The organism is Exobacillus caeni, from assembly GCF_005747095.1.
GTDB classification, from domain to species: Bacteria; Bacillota; Bacilli; order Bacillales; family Guptibacillaceae; genus Exobacillus; species Exobacillus caeni.
In genome coordinates, this window is the sequence record NZ_SWLG01000005.1 from 1 (window position 1) to 16,081 (window position 16,081).

Below are 16,081 nucleotides of genomic sequence, written 5' to 3' on the forward strand. Positions count from 1 at the left end.
CGAAGTATTCTGCCGAAGCGGTTTGCATTACTCCTACTAGCTACAAAGGAAGATAAATCTATTGAAAATTAACATTCTATACTTGTTGATTCTGAATCATTCGTTTTTTAACTTGAACATCTTATTTATGTCCCAGCCTCTTAAATTATTATGATTTACACTGGATAAACAGGATGCTTTCTTTCGCTGAATATCATTTCTTTTGACTCATAGACTTCAAAACGGTCAATCAATACATCCCGTAAATCCTCTCCCTGGACAATATCATCTACTATCATCTCGGAAGCCAGTTTGTAAATGTCGATATGCTCTTTATATTCTTGATGCTTTTCTTTTACATACTCCACGCGTTCTTTCGGATCTTCAATGGCAGCGATTTTATTTGCATAAACCGCATTTACTGCTGCTTCCGGCCCCATAACCGCGATTTGTGCTGTCGGCAGTGCAATACAGCAATCCGGTTCAAACGCAGGGCCAGCCATCGCATACAAACCTGCTCCATAAGCCTTGCGGACAACCACTGAAATCTTAGGTACGGTGGCTGAGCTCATCGCTGCGATCAGCTTTGCTCCGTGCCTGATAATACCAGCTCGTTCTACCTTTGTACCTATCATGAATCCGGGAACATCAGCGAGGAATAGCAATGGGATTCCATAGGCATCACACAGCTGGATAAATTTTGCACCTTTGTCAGCCGAATCGACGAACAAAACGCCGCCTTTTGCTTTCGGCTGGTTAGCGATGATACCGACGACCTTTCCATCCATCCGCGCAAACCCTGTGATCAATTCAGGTGCGAATAACTTTTTAATTTCAAAAAAGCTATTCTCATCGATCAAAGCATGTACCAGTTCATACATATCGAACGGAGCATTCTGGTTTTCCGGCACAATTTCCGTAACCGTTCTCCCCTGTTTCGGCTTCACCGGATTTACTTTAGCGGGTTTTTGCTTAAAGTTTTCAGGAAAATAGCTCAAATAATTTCTTCCCTGCTCAATGGCTTCTTCTTCATTCTCTGCAAGCACATCCCCTACACCGCTAATGGTGCAGTGCATGCGCGCTCCTCCCATTTCTTCAAGGGACACCTTCTCGCCTATGACCTTCTCAGCCATCCGAGGGGAGCCGAGATACATCGAAGCGTTTTTATCAACCATGATAACGATATCACAGAATGCCGGGATATATGCTCCTCCTGCTGCAGAGGGTCCAAATAGCAAGCAAACCTGTGGAACCATCCCTGACATCTTGACCTGGTTATAAAAGATTCGTCCTGCCCCTCTTCGATTCGGAAACATTTGAAGCTGGTCCGTAATTCTTGCGCCCGCAGAATCAACCAGATAAAAAATCGGCACCTTCAGCTTCATCGCTGTTTCCTGAATGCGGATAATTTTTTCCACTGTTCTGGCTCCCCATGAACCAGCTTTAACTGTAGAGTCATTTGCCATCACACAGACAGTCTGGCCATTTACTTTGCCGATCGCTGTTACGACACCGTCCGCTGGCAGGTCTCCTGCCTGGTTATTGGCAAACTTCCCATCCTCCAACTTAAATTCTCCATTATCGAAAAGCTTTTTTAATCGATCCCTAACAAAAAGCTTATTGTTCTCTTTAAGCTTTTCATGGTACTTTTGTGCGCCTCCAGCTTCGATCTGTTCGGAGATACCTTTAAATTTTTCTTCAACGTTTGTTGTCATCCTATGTTTCCTCCTCCATGTAGTAGATTGAGCGCTCGTTCAACTAAAAGAGAAACTATTTAATCGTTACAAGTACGTCTCCCTCGTTGACAAAGTCCCCGATATTAACTTTCACTTCGGCAACTTCCCCTTCTTCTGTACTTTCTACCGGGATCTCCATTTTCATGGATTCAAGCATAACGAGTTCCTGCCCGGCTGTTACGCCTTCTCCTTCCGATACCATCACATTCAATACTGTCCCTGCCATAGATGCTGTTACTTCTTTCATTTTCTTCCACTCCTTATGTTTACTTGTTTAACCTTTGCTTTGCAAGGTAACCTGTCGTATAGTCTCCATTAATAAAAGCTTCTTCCTCAAGGATCTGTTTAAATAAAGGTCCATTATGTTTAATTCCCGTCAGCTTGAATTCCTCAAAGAACTTCTTTGCTTTTTCAAGAACTTCCTGGCGGTTTTCTCCACTGACAACGATTTTTGCGATCATCGGATCATAAAAAGGGGTAACGGTAGATCCGGATTCAAAGCCAGAATCAATTCTGACACCTTCCATTTCCGGGAAGACCAATTCTTCTATTTTTCCTGGTGAAGGCATGAATTTTACAGGATCTTCTGCATACAACCTGAATTCCATACTATGGCCATTCTGATGAATTTCTGTCTGATCCATCGGTATTCTTCCGCCGTCCGCAATTTGGATCTGCCATTCTACAAGGTCGATACCTGTTGTTTCTTCTGTAATCGGATGTTCAACTTGTAATCTTGTATTCATCTCCAGGAAATAAAAGTTTTCATCTTCGTCCACTACAAATTCCACTGTTCCGGCATTAGTATAATGAACATGTTTCGCTGCCCTTACGGCTGCATCCGCAATCTTTTCCCTTGTCCTGCTTGACAAAAATGGAGAAGGTGTCTCCTCGATAACCTTCTGGTTCCTGCGTTGGACAGAACAGTCTCGTTCGAAAAGGTGGACAACATTCCCATGCTCGTCTCCAAATATCTGAACTTCAATATGGCGGGCGTTAGCGATAAATTTCTCGACGAACATTTCCCCGTTCCCAAAATAAGCTTTTGCCCGGTTCTGGCTGGATGCGAACGCTTTTCGAAGCTCTTCTTCGCCGTTGCATCTCTGCATTCCGATACCGCCGCCCCCTGCAGTAGCTTTGATCATGACGGGATAGCCGATCTCTTCTGCGATGATGGCTGCTTCATCCACATCTTTTACTGGCCCGTCGCTGCCAGGCACTACCGGTACTCCTGCCTCGATCATCGTTTTTCTCGCTCGAATTTTATCTCCCATCGCCTCGACAACTCCAGCACGAGGTCCGATAAAAGTAATGCCGTTTTCTTCAACCTTTTGGACGAATGCGCTGTTTTCTGAAAGAAATCCATACCCGGGATGGATTCCATCAACATTTTCATTTTTGGCGATTTCAAGGATTTTTTCTTGATTCAAATAGGATTTTACAACTGGCGGTTCACCAATTGAGTAAGCTGTATCAGCCTTCTTTATGTAAGGCAAGTCTTTGTCTGCTTCTGAATAAACCAAAACGGTTTCAATTCCAAGTTTTGAACTGGTTCTTAAGATTCTATCAGCAATCTCACCACGATTAGATATCAGAATTTTCTTCAATGCAGTACCTCCCTGTTTGTTCATTTACCTTTTTGTTGAAAACCCTTACAATAATCATAGCATTAATCACCGGGTTTTGTTCAATAAAATTCAAATAATTCCCTTAATAATTTGTTTTTTGAAATAATTAAATTTTTATCTTATTATTATAGTAGCGATTTAAATAGGATGCACTGGTTATGAATATAACCCTTATTGACTCGCCTGGATCATTCACAAAAGGTGGCGCGAGTTAAGAATAAAATTTTTATTTATTGAATCAGTTTTGCTAAAAACAACATTCTATTTAACAGAGCCAAACAGAAAGAAGAGAGTTGGAGGGGCAAACGATGGTAGATTTGACTGTTAGACGTTTACTTATTAACTATAAAACCCTGGAAGAATTTAAAAAGTTTAAAGAGTATGGAATACAAGAGCTTTCGATGATGGAAGACCTGCAGGAGAATATCATTGAAAACGACAGTGAATCTCCGTTCTACGGCATCTATTTTGGCGATAAACTTATAGCCAGAATGAGCCTCTATCGGATCGACGGAAAATATGACCGGTACTTCGAACCAGCCCAGGATTACCTCGAACTTTGGAAACTGGAAGTGCTTCCGCAATATCGAAATAAAGGTTATGGAAAAGCTCTGGTGGACTATGCAAAAAGTTTTAATCTGCCGATTAAAACAAACGGCAGACAAGGGTCAAGCTCATTCTGGGAAATGATGGGGTTCGAGTCTGTCACCTATAATCCGGAGAGAGACAGAGGGGAAAACCCTTACGTATGGTATCCAAAAGGAGTTAAGGAACAAGAACTGTAAGCTTAATCGCTTTTTTATAATTCCAGGAGGATGCGACAAAAGTATTTAGCCAAAAGAAAATCCGAACTGTGATTCAAATTCTTTAAACAGAATTCGAATTCAGTTCGGATTTTCCTTTTAGTTATAAAAATTATTGCATACCTTTAAAACAATACCCGGGTGTCTAAGCCCGCTACGAAATAACTTCCATAGGGTAGACGCAACAAAGTTCATCTAGAAGAAAATCACTTCCATCGGAGGCAGAATACGTAAACTCCCCTAGGAAAAGCAACAGCTAAAGATCGCGCGGAAAGCAAAGTGTTCTGCCGATTTTATCCGTTTTCAGACTTGAACGTATCCTCTATGTTCCAGCAACCTGTGTTAATAAAATTATTTCTTTACCTTTTCAAGATTTCCGTTATAATCCATTTGAAATTGCAAGTTTGATGAATCATCGTCTTTCAATACAACCATTTTTCGGGCACGATCCATAATTTCAATAAGCGATTTGTAGTCTTCCTGAATCGATTGATAATTGTTTTCCATCTTCTTCAATTCCCTCTGAAGCTTTTGATTATCCGTTTTCAATGTATTGATTTCATTCTTAAGGCCTTCTCTTTCTTCATCACTATTCTGTAACGCACGAAGAAATTCAATGATACTGTCAATCGTAAGAGACCTATACACAGAAACATTCTTTGGTCTTTCTTGAGCATTTTTCATTTCATTTGTTTTCTTTTCTTCTTTGTTGTTCTTTGCTTCCTTTCTTTGCTTTTTGGCTAGAGAAATTGCACTTTCGTATTGTTTTCTAACGAGTGAATTCCACCTGAACCCGCAGGCTGCAGAAGTTCTAGAAAGTCTTTCTCCTACTTCTTCAAACGCTGCTAGCTGCGTGCTCCCCTCCCGTATATGCCTTAGGATAACTTCAGCCAATAAAACATCTTCATCATTTGTCCAGGCATCCTGGCGAATTGAAGACAAACCAATCCCTCCAATCGTTTTTTTTATTAATCTTTATGCAAATGGTAGAAAAGATAGACTTTTGTTCTAGCTTAATAAAAAATATTATTCGATTTGGACTATTAGTTTGCCATGTTCTAGTTTTGCAACGGAGGGTTTGATTTCTGCTTCAATCAACTTAATAGCAGGAGTTCTTCAAAAAAATATCATAACAATAATCTTGTAGAAAAGTTCTTCTCCCATACTTTGTTGCTTTAAAAGATGCACAGTTGAGAGGAACTGCGACGCAATTGCAACATTGATTTACGCTCCGGGCAGTTCGCTTTCCGCGGGCAACGCTTTAGCTTCCTCGTCAGCAAAAACCGCCTCCTGCGGGATCTTCAGCTGTTGCTTTTCCCGCTGGAGTCGACTGCCCTCTGCTCCAATCAACTGAAGTGTTTGATAGTTAATCCTTTAATGAAAACTACAAAGCAAATCTTAGGAAGGAAATACACGTAGACTCCTCGAAAATGAACATCACATTTTCTTCGTGCGATGTCTTGCTGCCGTAGCCTTCCTTATCCTGCGGGACAGCGAAGACGTTGAGACCCCGCAGTGTAGCAAGGTGGAGGCGAACGCCCAGGGACGTATGGATTGGACTGAGTCGTATGGAGATAAAGAAAACACGACGAACAAAAGAGAGTCGATGTTGCCTTATCGCAAGGAGGTGAGGGAAATCCACTAGTCTCTGTGAGCCGTAACCAGACAGGCGTTTTGTGCGAGTGAGGAGGCTCAGCGCGAGCCCGCGGAAAACGTAGTGTATTTCCGCAGCGGTCATCCATCCGTTATGTCGCAGTTTATAAATCTTGTGCATAAACGACAATCTTTTAGTAACAAACTTTAGAAAAGAAGCTTTATCTAAAAGAAGCATTATTTATTTTTATTAAGAAACGTTCGTACAGCCTGATGGTGTTCATCCGATTCCCAGAGTACGGAACAATGGTAAATCTCTTCATCCATCCGTTCGATGATTTTATTTTCGTTGCATTTGGAAAGCCAGTAAGATTTATATGCCTTCAAGACAGACAGGGGCTGTTCGAGGAACGGCTGCAACCAGTCAAGACATTCCTCCTTAAGATTTTCTGGCTCTACAGTATGATTAATAAACCCCAGTTCCTTACCCTTTTCAGCAGTAACAGCCTTCGCACTCATCAACAGCCTCATCGCCTCTGATTGAGAGATCCTTTCATAGAGCATCGCTGCTCCCCCCCAACCAGTCGTAATCCCGAGTTTACCCTGGATAAATCCAAACTTGGCCCGTTTCTTTGCCACTCTGAAGTCACATGAAACCGCAATTTCACACCCGCCGCCGACTGCAGTCCCATTCAAGAGTGCAACAGTTGGTTTTGGAAAAAGAAATATTTTTTGAAGTATTTTCCCCATTCTGGAAAGCATTTTATACGCTTCTTTCTGGGTAACAAGACTATGAAAAGCTGACAGATCTCCTCCTGAACAAAAAGCCTGACTTCCGCTTCCAGTTATAACGACTATTTTGCTATTCTGGCATTCCTCGATCTCTGCAAGAATCTCCTCCAGCCTATCCATCACTTCATAGTCGATCGCATTTCTTTTATCAGGACGATTAATCGTCACCCATGCCACTTCCTTGTATACCTCATACTTAATCTTACCCATCAGGTGTCGTCTCCCTTTTTGTTTTATCTATTATGTAAAATTGTATAAAAAAAAACAGAGAGAACCGGTTTCTCTCTGTTTCTGGTTTATTATTTTTCTACAACTTCTTCACCTTTGTAGTGTCCGCATTCTTTACAAACACGGTGAGCAAGTTTGTATTCGCCACAGTTAGGGCAAGCTACCATTCCAGGTACTTGTAGTTTGAAATGAGTACGACGCTTTCTTTTACGGGTCTTTGAAGTTCTTCTAGCAGGTACTGCCATCATTTCCACCTCCTTAACAAAGTTCAAAAGAGAAACGGAAGATGTTTCATAAGGTCATGCTAGTTATCTTTCTTATTAAAAAAGTCAGCTAGACCGGCTAACCGAGGGTCAACTTTCTCTTTGTTGTCCTCTTCTTTATCAACAACTTCCCATCCTTTTCCAGATTGATTTGGATTAACATCCTCTTTCACAACCCGAATCGGAATTTCCAATAATATATTTTCCTTAATATAAGGGAGTAAGTCAACAGTATTTCCTCGAATTTGATGAATTTCTTCATTCTCTTCTTCATCATCTTCCGAGAAGTCATTGATCGGATCCAGAATAAATGTCTCAATCGTATCAATGTCAAAAGGAAACTCCACATCTTCCAGAGTATTTGCACACGGAAGAATCATTTCCCCCTCAATATTAAGGTGAAACGAGACGTTATCTCCATGAAAAGACGCGTGTCCCTTTACATGAACCGGCGAAATTCCACGAATATCACTGTCCCTTTTCTTAAGATCGCTCACATCGATCGTTTCATCGATAGACAATCCTTTGTGTTTCAGAGCTTTTAATTGCTCAACTGACCATTTCATCTGTATCACCTCAAGGCAACAAATGTAATTATAGCTATTTTAAATACAATTGTCAATATTTTTTCTTTACACCGTTTGGAACACGACACAACATGATATAATGGTTATCATATCAAAGGTAATCTAGCCTTATCAACTTTCTAGTCTATTCCCTTAATTAAACCGTTCTACTCTAAGAGAAAGGAGACTTCTTATTATGAAGGCTGCAGGTATTATAGTGGAATATAATCCTTTTCACAATGGGCATTTTTATCATTTGCAAGAAACGAAGAAACATTCAAACGCAGAAGTCATCGTTGCGGTGATGAGCGGTTATTTTCTTCAGAGGGGAGAGCCTGCGCTAGTCGACAAATGGACTAGAACAAAAATGGCGCTCCAAAACGGGGCAGACATCGTTGTGGAATTGCCCTACGCATTCGCAACGCAAAAAGCTGAAATATTTGCAGGAGGAGCTGTGTCTATACTAGATTCCCTCTTCGTTTCAGAGCTTGTTTTTGGCAGTGAAGAGGGGAAAATCGATCCATTCCTGAATACCGTTACACTGTTGGATGACCAACGTGCGGAATATGATTCTCTTGTGAAGGAATATATACATAAGGGCCACAGCTATCCTAAGTCCACCTCGCTCGCATTCCAGGAGCTAAAAGGGACCAATCATTGTGCTGACCTTTCGCAGCCAAATAATATTCTCGGCTACCATTACGTAAAAGCGATCCATGATCAAAACTCTTCTATTAAGCCAGAAACCGTCCTGCGTACCAAAGCCGGTTATCATGATGCCGAATTTAGTGATGCGTCCATCGCAAGTGCGACAAGTATTCGGAAAAAGCTCCTTTTTGAAAAGGAGCCTATTGGTTCAGTTGAAAGTTATCTGCCGGAAAGATCATTTATCCACTTAAAGCATTTTATAAAACAATATCAGTTTCTTCATGGCTGGAACCGGTTGTTTCCATACTTGAAATACAGACTCTTAACAGCTGGCAGGCAAGAACTTTCCGCTGTTTACGAAGCAGAGGAAGGTCTTGAGAACCGTCTGGTCGAATGTGTTCGAACCGCCGCTTCTTTTGAAGAATTCATGGAACATGTAAAAACGAAACGTTACACATGGACACGCCTGCAAAGGCTATGCGTCCATGTTCTGACAAACGCAAGGAAAAGCGATATGTCCCCTGCGTTAGAAACAGGAAAAGCAAGCTACATAAAGCTTTTAGGAATGAGTAAATCAGGACAGGAATACTTAGGCACCATAAAGAAGCGATCACGACTACCGATCATATCAAACCAAAACCAATATGAGGATCCGTTTATACAGCTAGACCGTAAAGCTGCTGATTGTTATGCTCTTGGCTTTCCAGAACATTTCAGGAAAGAATGGCTGCAGAAAGAATATACTACCTCCCCGATTCGGTATGATGAAATCAACAGAAAGTTTCAATAACAAATGAAATAGCAAAGGATGAGGGGGCTCCCTCATCCTTTGCTGCTGTTTAGCTTTTTCAAATAGTCCAGTGCATCTTTAAATGTTTCTACAGGAACGATCTTCATTTCAGTTTCTATATCTTTTGCAGCTTCCACTGCGTCATCATAGTTATTATGAGCTACCGGAGCAAAGAAAACCTCGGCTTTCGCTTTATCTGCAGCAACTATTTTTTGTTTGATGCCACCTATAGGTCCCACTTCTCCATCCTGGTTGATCGTTCCAGTTCCAGCGATCTGGTATCCTTTCGTATAATCCGTTTCCGTTAACTGGTTATAAATTTCTAGCGTGAACATTAGGCCGGCAGATGGTCCGCCAATCTGGTTTGTATCAATTTTGATATCTGGTTCCGTTTTAACCTCTGTTGCTGTAATCGGACCTGTAATCCCAATACCGGCCTTATCTTCCGGAGCGTTAAACTTCTCGGGAAAAGAAGCCATTGAAACCTGTACCTCCACGGTTTTCCCATCGCGCCTTAATGTTATAGTTACACTGTCCCCTTTTTCCTTACCGCCAAGTATCTTAAGCAATTGTTCCGTTGTATCGACTGTTGTTCCGTCGACTTCGACGATCATATCTCCGAGTTTCAGTTTTCCTTCAGCAGGCATGCCTTCGATGATATCTGTCACAAGCACTCCATTATTGATGACTTCAACTTCTTTTCCCGCATTCCTATATGCGACAATCGTTGCATTTTTCTGTGAGCTTGACATTACCTCAAGCTGGCGCTGATGGTATTCTTCATCCGTTTCACCTTCACGGCGAATATCCTCTTTCGGATAAATATGATGGTACTCGTTGAACATCGCCCACAAATACTGTACGATGTTCGCTTCTCCGATCCGGACCGTGGTCAACATAAACTCCCCCCTGTCCTGGTTCCCTCCATCTACCTCAATCACATTATCGAGTGCTTTTGCTTCTCCGGGCGTGGTAACATAATACGGCAGGCGCACAAAAGTGATCAGTGCGGCCAATACAATGATTATGACCCACAAGTAAGATATTTTCACTGTTCTTTTCGTTGATCCGCTCATTCCATTTTCTCCTTCCATTCGGCGATAGAAGCTGTGATGGTTTCCATGTTTCTTATCGTTTCCTCTTCACCTATTTGAATCATTTCTTCTATGTTTGTAAATGCTTTGGAATTATAGGATTCAAGCGCAGGTTTCAACATAATATCTGCTGTAACTTCATGAATTCTAACCATTTCTTTTTGCATAATATCAATGCTTTGAAGGATAACGTCTATAATCGATGTTACCTCGGCTACAGGCTTTACATTCGATACGTCTACGGCGATTACAAAGTCAGACCCCATGTCCTTAACGACAGAAACGGGAACCCGATCGATTACTCCGCCATCTACTAATAGCCGGTCATCTATTTTTTCCGGTACAAGAATGCCGGGAATAGAAATGCTTGCGCGTACAGCATCAGCGATAGAACCTGATCTATAGATAACCTTCTCTCCCTTTAATAAATCGGTAGCAACAACTGACAGAGGAGGAGAGAGGTCCTCGATTCTTTTTCCATGTGTCAAGGTATTTATCAGATTCTTTACCTTGTTCCCTGCAATGAAACCCATTTTAGGTACGGTAAAATCAAGATAATACTTCCTCTTAAAAAGGCTTGCCATCTTCTCCATTGTCTTTATATCATGTCCTGCACCATAGATGGCCCCTACTAATGCCCCCATACTGCTTCCTGCAATATAATCTATGGGGATGCCTGCTTCGGTCAAAGCTTTGATCACTCCTACGTGAGCAAAGCCCCTTGCACCACCTGATCCAAGCGCCAGACCTATTTTAGGCTCTGTCACCGTTATTCCCCCTTTAAATGAGGCTGTTTACTTGTTTATATGGTCTAAAATCGGACAACATACGTATATTTTATTATCGGACATGTTTACCTGATATCACACGTTACACTTTATCCCTATTTTATAAATTGCTAAACATTCTAGCTCTGTTTTGTTGAGCGTGAAGATCGAACCAGTCTATGCTGCAAGAGGGGGCCTAAAAGTTGGACCGATCGCTTTGGAAAACGATTTTTATGTCAGCATCCTTTACTTTTTTAGCCTGTATATTAATTATTTATCCCAAACACTCATTAGATGCCTCCATCGAAGGACTTAACATGTGGTGGGAAGTTGTGTTCCCATCTCTTCTGCCGTTTTTTATTGTCTCTGAGATCTTGATCGGAATCGGAGTGGTCCGATTCATTGGAATATTGCTTGAGCCGCTAATGCGCCCTGTCTTTCGCGTCCCCGGTGTCGGTGGTTTTGTGTGGGCAATGGGCCTTGCATCAGGTTTTCCTGCAGGAGCCAAATTTACTGCACGCCTCCGCCAGGAAAGGCAGCTTACCAGCATAGAAGCCGAAAGACTCGTTTCCTTTACCAACTGTTCGAACCCGCTGTTTATATTTGGCGCTGTGGCAGTCGGTTTCTTCCATAATGCATCCCTGGGCCTGCTTCTTGCAGCAGCCCACTATGGCGGGAACATTTGTGTAGGGATATTAATGAGATTTCATGGACTTTCCTCCAACGAGAGAACGGAAAAAGATAACCTTGAATCTAACAGGTTAGCATCAGCAGTAATAGCACTTCACGAAACGAGAAAAAAGGATGATCGGCCAATCGGTAAAATTATTGGCGATGCAGTCCATTCTTCTATCCAAACACTTCTGATGGTTGGTGGATTCATTATCCTTTTCTCTGTATTAAACGAGCTACTTAGCGTAGTTCAGGTGTCACAGCTATTGTCAGTTATCTTCACCATCCTGCTTTCTGCTTTTCATTTTCCTGCAGACCTAAGCATGCCGCTTCTTTCAGGTTTATTCGAAATAACGCTCGGGAGCAGGTTAACGAGTGAAACCGAACATGCTACATTGCTTCAGCAGGCAATTATGACAAGTTTCATTCTTGCGTTCAACGGTTTCTCTGTTCAAGCTCAAGTAGCAAGCATTCTCGCTGAAACCGATATACGATTCCAACCTTTTTTTGTGGCGCGGATTCTTCATGGATGCTTCGCCGCTGCCATTACTCTTATTTTATGGCAGCCGCTTTACGCAAGCCAGCAAAACGACCAGGGGGCAAAACATGTATTTGCCATGTTCGGGCAATTGTCCAAAACGGATACTTTGCAAGCTTATTGGGATATGTTTACTATGTACAGCCCTTTTGTAACATGCTTCGCTCTTCTTCTTTTTATCATTCTCTCCATCAATAAACTGAGAGGGAAGTTGGTTTAAAAATACCAATATAGAAAACTCGACCACCATTTTCTTCAGCTTATAGATAAACATCCTATACTGTAAAGAAAAGGCCCCGTTTATTCTAACGGGGATCCTGAGTATTTTTTCCTGAGCGCTTCCTGCACGATTTCCGGGACTAAATCGGATACCGGTGCATGATATTTAGCAATTTCTTTGACTATGCTAGAGCTCAAGAATGAATACTGATTATTCGTCATCATGAAGAAAGTTTCAATTTCTTCATCAAGCTTTCTATTGATCGATGCGATTTTCATTTCATATTCAAAGTCTGATACTGCTCTCAAACCTCTGAGGATAGCGTTAGCATTAATTGACTTTGCGTAATCAATCAATAGTCCGTTGTACGTATCAACCTTTACGTTATTAATATCTTTCGTGACCTCATTTAGTAATTCCACCCGTTCTTCTACAGAAAACAACGGATTTTTCCCCTGATTATTTAACACAACAATGTTAATATGATCGAAAACCCTGGTCCCTCTTTTAATAATATCTAAATGTCCGTATGTAACAGGATCAAAACTTCCAGGGCAAACTGCGATTGAAGTCATAACCTTCCCCCCTTGTCCTTCTATGTTTTGGTTTGCCTCATAATATCTATGAGCCTTCTATCTAACTGTTCATCTCTAACTCGTATCTATAGATGGTAATTCCTGTTTTACCGCTATAGGTTTCAAACTTTATTTTATTTAACCCATTCAAGTTTTCAGGAAGCTCTACATCTGTTAAATGTTCCACAACAATTTGAGCTTCAGGCAATAATAAATCAAAGGAAGTAATTTTCTCTAGATCTGAAAGTATCCGCTGTTTATGATAGGGCGGATCCAGAAGGACTAACGAAAATTTAACATCGTCTCGTTTTTTTAATGCTTTCAACGCCCTGTTGGAATCATTACGATACACTTCTGTTCTTTCTAGATATCCGCATTGGGCAAGATTCCACTTAATGACTTCAATCGCTTTGCTGTCACGATCAACCGTAACCAGATGGTCCATCCCTCTGCTTAATGCTTCTATACCGAGTGCACCGCTCCCACCGTACAGGTCAAGCACTGTTCCGCTTTCAAAAAATGGGCCGATCATGTTGAAAATCGATTCTCTTACCTTGTCAGTAGTCGGCCTGGTTGTTTGGCCTGGCACTGGCTTGAGATGTCTGCCTTTGCACTCGCCTGCAATAATTCGCATTTTTATCCCAACCTTATCTTTTTCCATTATTCTTCATTATCCTACCATAAAAAATCTGAAAGCTAAAACTTCTTATCAAATTTAGTCGAAATTCAACGTATAATAATACCGTACGTGGTGATAATAAAGCTAACAACATCACTGTTGATGGTGTTGCCAACCGCGGAGAAGGCTTACGTTTCCCCATAAGTTCTTCTCCGGTTTCTCCTCTCCCATTTGCCTTTTCATAAAGGCACCCGCAGGATGATTCCTGCGGGCATTTTTTTGCCGTTTAATCATTTATCCAAGATCCAGGTCTCCATCAAATGAATCCACCTGAATACCGTCCCACTGATTGTTGATCCAGGCGTCCCAGTCGTTAACGCTCAGGTCTGTATGGTTTAAAATATAATCCTCTACTTCTTCAAGAGAACTGTCTTTTAAAAGCTCTGCTTCTTGTTCGGATATTATGCGATGAACCACAAGCACAATGAGGATATCTGTAATAATGGTTCCTTTAAGGAGGTTTTTATCAACCGTTTCTTTTTGCGATACATTTCTCCCCTGCCAATAGAGGAACAACAACAATCCGATCATAAGGAATAAAACAAGAACAGAAACCATAAACATTGCCTCCCTTATTTTTTAATGAAACCGCTTTCCCCTTTTCATTCTAACTGTTACATGCTACAGTATGAAAGGAGCACAAAGGATTTCTATCAACTATTGGAAAAGATATGAAGTTTTTTTATTTGAGAGGAGCCTGCCCGAATGATTCAGCGATTTATTGAGTTAGGTGAAGGTTATAATGATGTTTATGAGCTTTTAGAAATTGCAAGAACCAATGAACATAGGATTCAGCAACTACTTCTTTTACATACAGAAAAAAACAATCATCCTGTCGTTTCGTTCGTAGTTGTGCTACAACCATCAAGAACAGGGAATTTCCAGCCGCTTTATACATGCAGAGAAGGAATTCCTTATGATGCGGAAAACAAAAACAAACGGGTGCAATTGTTTGAAGAATTAAGCGAAACGGTAAACCTTCCAATAATCTCGTTAGAAGTGAAACCTTCTTCGATGTTTAAGGATAAAGAACTCTATTACAATCATTTAATCGGAATACTCCGTTTAAACAACCTTATCTCTCCTTTATCATAAACTATTTTATCAAATACAACAAAACCTCTCGATAATGAGAGGTTTTGTTGTACATTATTAATGAAAAGCTTCTTTTGCCTGATAATAAGGTTTGTTCTGCCGTCCCAGCTCCGGTAGAACCTTCCATTTAACAAAAACGACGTTTATGAGGAGTATTGCTCCCCCAAAAAGAAACAGCGCTCTTGTGCCTGCCATCGAGGCCAGCCACCCTCCTATTACAGGGCCAAGCATGTTCCCTAAATATACAGCACTGTTAGAAAAACCGTAAGTCCTGCTTTCCATCCCTTCTGGAGCAAGTTTTTTAATAAGTGAATTTACCGAAGGAAGCAATCCGCCTATACATAATCCCAGCATGAATCTCAGTGCGATCAACTGCCAGAGATCTACCACAAACGCCTGAGGAATAGAAAATGCCGCAGCTCCTATCAACGTATAGTACAACACGTTCTGGGAACCTTTTTGATCACCAAGTTTTCCAAGCTTTGGAGACACGATCATGTTTGCAAATCCCATGACTGACGGGGCTATCCCGGCAAACAGCGCAACATTCTGCCCATCCGTTAACTTTTGGACAAACAATGGAATCAACGGGTTCATCCCAAGCAGTGCAAACTGAATTAAAAAGCCAACAACAAAAAGGGATAAAATTGGGGAATTCCCTGTTACTCGCTTGAAATCCTGTACCGCGTTGGTCTTTTCTTTTTGTGACGTAGGGATAGATTCCTCTTTGACAAACATTAAAACGACGATAGCCGCAATCAAAATACATACTCCTGTAATGTTAAAAATCATTCGAAAGCCAAATGATTCCGCCATGATCCCACCGAACAGAGGGCCGCAAATTGCACCTGCAACGGCACCCGAATTCAGCGTTCCAAGGGCATAGCCTACATGTTTTTTGGGTGTGTTCGTAGCTACAAGTGCGATCGAAGCAGGGATAAACCCTGAAATTACCCCGTTTAATAATCGTAGCAGCAAAAGAGAAACAGGTCCTGTAGCGAATCCGGTCAGTATGATAACGACTGCCATCCCGAATCCAGACCGCAATATCATAAGCTTTCTTCCATGCCTGTCCGCCATTCTACCCCAGAAAGGAGAAAATAAAAAAGCGGTAAAAAAATTGGCGCCAAATATAAAACCGGCCCATATACTTACTTCTTTCCCCGCTACCCCTAACTCTTGAAGATACAGCGGAAGAAATGGCATGATCATTGTCATTGCACCGAGCACTAAAAATTGACAAACAAACAATATCCATACATTTCGTTTCCACGATGACATATTTTCACTTCCTTTAACTAACGTACCCCATTATACTTCGAATTCCGAAATATTCAAGGGAACTGCTTAATTTTTTTAGGAAGTGGAAATAAAAGCACAAGATGCAAAAAAAGAACCTTCTCCTCAGAAAGGTT

General features: G+C 41.4%; 17 protein-coding genes. 4 read left to right on the top strand and 13 right to left on the bottom strand.

Features of this window, described 5'->3' with window-relative positions:
* Window positions 1–155 precede the first annotated feature (155 nt).
* From FCL54_RS07355 to FCL54_RS07365, 3 genes are read right to left on the bottom strand one after another with little or no spacing between them, the layout of a single operon-like run.
* On the bottom strand, window positions 156–1,694 hold the full coding sequence (locus FCL54_RS07355) for an acyl-CoA carboxylase subunit beta (protein WP_138124922.1): 1,539 nt from the start codon (window positions 1,692–1,694) through the stop codon (window positions 156–158).
* A gap of 55 nt (window positions 1,695–1,749) precedes the next feature.
* Window positions 1,750–1,962, bottom strand: a complete 213-nt coding sequence (locus FCL54_RS07360) for a biotin/lipoyl-binding carrier protein (protein ID WP_138124923.1) — start codon at window positions 1,960–1,962, stop codon at window positions 1,750–1,752.
* A 19-nt stretch (window positions 1,963–1,981) separates the two neighbouring features.
* Entirely contained in the window at window positions 1,982–3,322 is a 1,341-nt protein-coding gene (locus FCL54_RS07365) for an acetyl-CoA carboxylase biotin carboxylase subunit (RefSeq protein WP_138124925.1), read from the bottom strand.
* A 329-nt stretch (window positions 3,323–3,651) separates the two neighbouring features.
* Here FCL54_RS07365 and FCL54_RS07370 point away from each other — a divergent pair, with 329 nt between their 5' ends.
* Entirely contained in the window at window positions 3,652–4,128 is a 477-nt protein-coding gene (locus tag FCL54_RS07370; RefSeq protein ID WP_138124927.1) for an N-acetyltransferase, read from the top strand.
* Window positions 4,129–4,497: 369 nt separating this feature from the next.
* Here FCL54_RS07370 and FCL54_RS07375 read toward each other — a convergent pair whose 3' ends face one another.
* From FCL54_RS07375 to FCL54_RS07395, 4 genes are all read right to left on the bottom strand, one after another.
* Window positions 4,498–5,088 carry an RsfA family transcriptional regulator gene (locus FCL54_RS07375; RefSeq protein WP_138124929.1) on the bottom strand — a complete coding sequence of 197 codons (591 nt, stop codon included), beginning with the start codon at window positions 5,086–5,088 and terminating at the stop codon, window positions 4,498–4,500.
* Between the two features lie 888 nt (window positions 5,089–5,976).
* Window positions 5,977–6,741, bottom strand: a complete 765-nt coding sequence (locus FCL54_RS07385; RefSeq protein ID WP_138124931.1) for an enoyl-CoA hydratase/isomerase family protein — start codon at window positions 6,739–6,741, stop codon at window positions 5,977–5,979.
* Between the two features lie 89 nt (window positions 6,742–6,830).
* Window positions 6,831–7,004 (bottom strand): 50S ribosomal protein L32, encoded by a 174-nt coding sequence (gene rpmF / locus FCL54_RS07390; protein ID WP_138124933.1) that lies wholly within the window; start codon window positions 7,002–7,004, stop codon window positions 6,831–6,833.
* 59 nt (window positions 7,005–7,063) lie between these two features.
* Entirely contained in the window at window positions 7,064–7,588 is a 525-nt protein-coding gene (locus FCL54_RS07395) for a YceD family protein (RefSeq protein ID WP_138124935.1), read from the bottom strand.
* A 196-nt stretch (window positions 7,589–7,784) separates the two neighbouring features.
* On the opposite strand from FCL54_RS07395, the gene FCL54_RS07400 reads away from it, so the two are divergent.
* Window positions 7,785–9,026 carry a nucleotidyltransferase gene (locus FCL54_RS07400; RefSeq protein ID WP_138124937.1) on the top strand — a complete coding sequence of 414 codons (1,242 nt, stop codon included), beginning with the start codon at window positions 7,785–7,787 and terminating at the stop codon, window positions 9,024–9,026.
* Window positions 9,027–9,058: 32 nt separating this feature from the next.
* Here FCL54_RS07400 and FCL54_RS07405 read toward each other — a convergent pair whose 3' ends face one another.
* Together FCL54_RS07405 and FCL54_RS07410 are read right to left on the bottom strand one after the other, a co-directional pair.
* Window positions 9,059–10,102: a SepM family pheromone-processing serine protease gene (locus tag FCL54_RS07405; protein ID WP_138124939.1), complete on the bottom strand. Its 1,044-nt coding sequence runs from the start codon at window positions 10,100–10,102 to the stop codon at window positions 9,059–9,061.
* Window positions 10,099–10,887 carry a patatin-like phospholipase family protein gene (locus FCL54_RS07410; protein ID WP_138124941.1) on the bottom strand — a complete coding sequence of 263 codons (789 nt, stop codon included), beginning with the start codon at window positions 10,885–10,887 and terminating at the stop codon, window positions 10,099–10,101. The genes FCL54_RS07405 and FCL54_RS07410 overlap by 4 nt, the downstream gene beginning before the upstream one ends.
* A gap of 203 nt (window positions 10,888–11,090) precedes the next feature.
* Here FCL54_RS07410 and ylbJ point away from each other — a divergent pair, with 203 nt between their 5' ends.
* Window positions 11,091–12,317: a sporulation integral membrane protein YlbJ gene (gene ylbJ / locus FCL54_RS07415; protein ID WP_281281354.1), complete on the top strand. Its 1,227-nt coding sequence runs from the start codon at window positions 11,091–11,093 to the stop codon at window positions 12,315–12,317.
* Window positions 12,318–12,397: 80 nt separating this feature from the next.
* Here the strand turns inward: ylbJ and coaD are convergent, their stop codons facing one another.
* The 3 genes from coaD to FCL54_RS07430 all read right to left on the bottom strand — a co-directional run bounded on the left by coaD (window position 12,398) and on the right by FCL54_RS07430 (window position 14,129).
* Window positions 12,398–12,892 (bottom strand): pantetheine-phosphate adenylyltransferase, encoded by a 495-nt coding sequence (gene coaD, locus FCL54_RS07420; protein WP_138124943.1) that lies wholly within the window; start codon window positions 12,890–12,892, stop codon window positions 12,398–12,400.
* 61 nt (window positions 12,893–12,953) lie between these two features.
* A complete protein-coding gene (gene rsmD / locus FCL54_RS07425; protein ID WP_138125566.1) occupies window positions 12,954–13,526 on the bottom strand; it encodes a 16S rRNA (guanine(966)-N(2))-methyltransferase RsmD in 573 nt (190 codons plus the stop codon).
* Between the two features lie 279 nt (window positions 13,527–13,805).
* A complete protein-coding gene (locus FCL54_RS07430; RefSeq protein WP_138124944.1) occupies window positions 13,806–14,129 on the bottom strand; it encodes a hypothetical protein in 324 nt (107 codons plus the stop codon).
* A 147-nt stretch (window positions 14,130–14,276) separates the two neighbouring features.
* Here FCL54_RS07430 and FCL54_RS07435 point away from each other — a divergent pair, with 147 nt between their 5' ends.
* A complete protein-coding gene (locus FCL54_RS07435) occupies window positions 14,277–14,666 on the top strand; it encodes a DUF7147 family protein (protein ID WP_138124945.1) in 390 nt (129 codons plus the stop codon).
* A 57-nt stretch (window positions 14,667–14,723) separates the two neighbouring features.
* Here the strand turns inward: FCL54_RS07435 and FCL54_RS07440 are convergent, their stop codons facing one another.
* On the bottom strand, window positions 14,724–15,947 hold the full coding sequence (locus FCL54_RS07440; RefSeq protein ID WP_138124946.1) for an MFS transporter: 1,224 nt from the start codon (window positions 15,945–15,947) through the stop codon (window positions 14,724–14,726).
* Window positions 15,948–16,081: the final 134 nt, after the last annotated feature.

Excerpts from the sequence above, each read along its gene's own strand:
- rsmD (WP_138125566.1), bottom strand. The coding sequence starts at position 13,526 with ATGCGAATTATTGCAGGCGAGTGCAAAGGCAGACATCTCAAGCCAGTG.
- coaD (WP_138124943.1), bottom strand. The coding sequence starts at position 12,892 with ATGACTTCAATCGCAGTTTGCCCTGGAAGTTTTGATCCTGTTACATAC.
- FCL54_RS07370 (WP_138124927.1), top strand. The coding sequence starts at position 3,652 with ATGGTAGATTTGACTGTTAGACGTTTACTTATTAACTATAAAACCCTG.
- FCL54_RS07430 (WP_138124944.1), bottom strand. The coding sequence starts at position 14,129 with ATGGTTTCTGTTCTTGTTTTATTCCTTATGATCGGATTGTTGTTGTTC.
- FCL54_RS07440 (WP_138124946.1), bottom strand. The coding sequence starts at position 15,947 with ATGTCATCGTGGAAACGAAATGTATGGATATTGTTTGTTTGTCAATTT.
- FCL54_RS07355 (WP_138124922.1), bottom strand. The coding sequence starts at position 1,694 with ATGACAACAAACGTTGAAGAAAAATTTAAAGGTATCTCCGAACAGATC.
- FCL54_RS07385 (WP_138124931.1), bottom strand. The coding sequence starts at position 6,741 with ATGGGTAAGATTAAGTATGAGGTATACAAGGAAGTGGCATGGGTGACG.
- FCL54_RS07435 (WP_138124945.1), top strand. The coding sequence starts at position 14,277 with ATGATTCAGCGATTTATTGAGTTAGGTGAAGGTTATAATGATGTTTAT.
- FCL54_RS07395 (WP_138124935.1), bottom strand. The coding sequence starts at position 7,588 with ATGAAATGGTCAGTTGAGCAATTAAAAGCTCTGAAACACAAAGGATTG.
- FCL54_RS07400 (WP_138124937.1), top strand. The coding sequence starts at position 7,785 with ATGAAGGCTGCAGGTATTATAGTGGAATATAATCCTTTTCACAATGGG.
- rpmF (WP_138124933.1), bottom strand. The coding sequence starts at position 7,004 with ATGGCAGTACCTGCTAGAAGAACTTCAAAGACCCGTAAAAGAAAGCGT.
- FCL54_RS07405 (WP_138124939.1), bottom strand. The coding sequence starts at position 10,102 with ATGAGCGGATCAACGAAAAGAACAGTGAAAATATCTTACTTGTGGGTC.
- FCL54_RS07360 (WP_138124923.1), bottom strand. The coding sequence starts at position 1,962 with ATGAAAGAAGTAACAGCATCTATGGCAGGGACAGTATTGAATGTGATG.